The organism is Nocardiopsis chromatogenes YIM 90109 (genome assembly GCF_000341185.1).
Taxonomy (GTDB): Bacteria; Actinomycetota; Actinomycetes; order Streptosporangiales; family Streptosporangiaceae; genus Nocardiopsis_A; species Nocardiopsis_A chromatogenes.
In genome coordinates this window covers 1-2948 of record NZ_ANBH01000353.1, presented here as the reverse complement: position 1 = coordinate 2948, position 2948 = coordinate 1, and the positions used below count along the sequence as shown (strand labels likewise).

3 protein-coding genes are annotated in these 2948 nt (G+C 76.7%); 1 reads left to right on the top strand and 2 read right to left on the bottom strand.

Going from position 1 to position 2948, the window contains the following annotated elements:
* Positions 1-724 (bottom strand): MFS transporter (locus tag D476_RS0130240; RefSeq protein ID WP_152529473.1); only part of this gene is annotated, 724 nt, incomplete at its 3' end.
* Positions 725-804: 80 nt separating this feature from the next.
* On the opposite strand from D476_RS0130240, the gene D476_RS0130235 reads away from it, so the two are divergent.
* Positions 805-1686, top strand: a complete 882-nt coding sequence (locus D476_RS0130235) for a LysR family transcriptional regulator (RefSeq protein ID WP_017627612.1) — start codon at positions 805-807, stop codon at positions 1684-1686.
* 365 nt (positions 1687-2051) lie between these two features.
* On the opposite strand, the gene D476_RS0130230 is transcribed toward D476_RS0130235, so the two are convergent.
* Positions 2052-2921 carry an MOSC domain-containing protein gene (locus D476_RS0130230; protein ID WP_083939708.1) on the bottom strand — a complete coding sequence of 290 codons (870 nt, stop codon included), beginning with the start codon at positions 2919-2921 and terminating at the stop codon, positions 2052-2054.
* Between the last annotated feature and the right edge of the window lie 27 nt (positions 2922-2948).

Sequence of the window (2948 nt, the reverse complement as noted above, 5' to 3'; positions counted from 1 at the left end):
CCGCCCCCCGCCGCAGCACCGGCTCGCGCGCCAGCAGCCCCACCGTGGAGGCCAGCAGCGCCGGGTAGCCGGGGCGCCCGTGGCCGTCCCCGGGCGGCAGCGAGCGCGGCATGGCCAGGCGCAGGGCCGCCGCGGCCGCCGCCAGCAGGGCGGCGGCCGCCCAGTAGGGGGCCGTCCAGCCGCCCGCCTCGGCCAGCGCGCCGGAGACCACCCGGGCCAGCAGCACGCCGGTCAGCAGGCCCGACATCATCGCACCCACCACGCGCCCCTGGTCGCCGGGCGCGGCCATCCCCGCGCCGGTGCCCACCAGCACCTGGGCGGCGGCCGAGGCGAAGGCGGTGGCCACGGTCGTGGCCAGCAGGACCGGGAGCGAGGGCGCGGCGGCCGAGGCGGCCAGCCCCGCGGCGGCGGCCGCCAGCAGGCCCACGGCCAGGCGGCGCCGCTCGACGATGTCGGCCAGCGGCACCACCAGCAGCAGCCCGGCGCCGTACCCGGCCTGGGCGGCGGTGACGATCAGCGCGGCCGCCGCGGGGGCGGTGCCCAGCGCCCCGGAGATGCGCTCCAGCAGCGGGTGGGCCAGGTAGTTCCCGGCCACGGCCAGGCCGGTGGCCGCCGACATCAGGAACAGTAGCCCTCGGCCGACGCCGGGGGCGGGCGGCCGGGAGGCGGCGGGGCGGGCGGACCCGCCGGGTGCCGCGGGAGGGGGCGTGCGCAGTGTCGTCATGGATTCAGCGTCGTCCCGGCCCGGGCGATCTGTCCAACACATTGTTCTCATCGCATTGATGAACGATTACGATCGATGGTGTGGAGCTGCAGCAGATGCGCTATGTCGTCGCGGTCGCCGAGGAGCACAACTTCACCCGGGCCGCCGAGCGGTGCCGGGTCGTCCAGTCCGCGCTGAGCCACCAGGTCGCGCGCCTGGAGCGGGAGCTGGGCACGCGGCTGTTCGAGCGCACCAGCCGGCGCGTGCGCCTGACCCCGGCCGGTGAGGCGTTCCTGCCCGCGGCGCGCCAGGCGCTGGAGGCGGCCGAGCGCGCGCGGGCCGAGGCCGGGGCCGCGGCAGGCGAGGTCCGCGGCAGGCTGCGCCTGGGCGCGATCCCCACCGTCACCGCGGTGGACCTTCCCGCGCTGCTGGGGCGCTTCCGCGAGCGCTACCCCAAGGCGGGGGTGGCGCTGCGCACCATCGGCAGCGAGGTGATGATCGAACAGGTGCGCAGGGGCGAGCTGGACGCCGCCCTGCTGGGGGTGCCCATCGACATGCAGGTGCCGGGGCTGCGCATGCGCGAGCTGGCGACCAACCGGCTGGTGGCCATCGTCGCCCCCGCCCACCCCCTGGCCGGGCGGGGGCGCGTGGGGCTGCGGGAGGTGGCCGCCGAGGTGTTCATCGACTTTCCCGCGGGCTCGGCCGGACGCGCCCAGTCCGACCAGGCCTTCGCTGCCGCGGGGCTGCACCGCGAGGTCGCCTTCGAGGTGTCGGGGGCCGACATGATGGTGCGCCTGGTCCGCGAGGGCGTGGGGGTGGGGATGCTGCCCGAGCCCTTCGTCCCCGGGCTGGAGGGGCTGGCGGCGGTGGCGGTGTCCGACGCGCCGGTGCGGGCCGAGCGCCTGGTGTGGGGGCCGATGCCGCCGTCCCCGGCCGCGGCGGCGTTCCTGTCGCTGCTGGAGGAGTCCCTCGGCGGCGGATGAGTCCAGGCCTGCGCGGTGGGACGGACGACGATGTCTCCCACATCGACGTTGTCCGGCTGCGCGACGGCGAAGGCGGTGGCGCGCGCGATGGCGTCCGGCGGGATCGCGATCTCGTCCATGGTCCGGCCGGTCCGGGCCCTCATCTCCGGTGACATCGCGTCCGGGAACTCCGTGCGCGTGACACCCGGCGAGACGACCGTGACCCGCAGACGGTCACCGGCCTCCTGGCGCAGCCCCTCGGACAGCGTGCGCACGGCGTCATCGGCCGCTGCGTACACCGTCCGGTGCGGGACGATGCGCAGACCGGGCGGGGACGCCGCACGGGCGCCAAGGGCTAGGGCCCGTCCCCAGGGGCCGGGGGCGCCTCACCCGCGTGCGGCCCGTGCGTCGTCGGCCAGGGCGACCAGCGCGCGCTCGGGCCCGGCCCACTCGCGCACCTCGACCTCGTCGCCCACGGCGATGGGCCCCGGCTGAAGGACCGCGAACTTGGCGCCGAACACCACGCCGCCCTCGGTCCAGCGGCGGTAGGAGGCCAGCGTCCGCAGCGGCTCGGGGCCCGCCTTCTCGCCGGTCTCCTGGTCCACCGTGGTCACCGCGCAGCGCTTGCAGGGCTTGGAGAAGCCCAGGCCGGTGCCGCCGATGCCCATGGTGAGCACGCCGTCCTCGGTGTGCGGCTCGGGCCAGCCCGAGACCACGATGTTGGGGCGGAAGCGGTCCATGGGCAGCGCCGGGGCCCCCGCCTCGGCCAGCCGCGCGTTCAGCAGGTCCAGAGAGGACAGGGAGAGCACCAGCGCCGAGCTGCTGTCGGCGAAGGCGCTGGTGCCGGTGAAGTGCCCGTTGACCACGCGGTCGTGGCCGGGGGCGACGCGGACCAGGCGGCTGGGCTCGCCGAGGACCCGGGTGAGCCAGCGCGCGGCCTCCTCGCCCTGGTCGACGGCCTCGAAGGGGCGCCCGTGCATGGTGACGCCGGCCCGGGGGCCGTCGGCCAGGACCGGAACCCGGACCGGGGCGGTGCCCGGGGCCTGCAGGAGCAGGAGCGCCCCCTCGTCCTGCACGCTCGGGCGGATGAGCGCCAGGCGCGGGCTGCCCCGCTGGCTGCGGAAGACCCCTTCGGCGTCGACCACCATGAACACCCTGTCGTGCGGCAGCCCTGCCGGGGTGGACTCGGCCCGGCTCAGGGGCGACCCTGCGCAGCCTTTGACCGGGTAACTGATCAGTGCGGAGACTCGCGGCATTGGTAGTCAGAGGCGCGGTGCCCAAAG

Excerpts from the sequence above, each read along its gene's own strand:
- D476_RS0130230 (WP_083939708.1), bottom strand. The coding sequence starts at position 2,921 with ATGCCGCGAGTCTCCGCACTGATCAGTTACCCGGTCAAAGGCTGCGCA.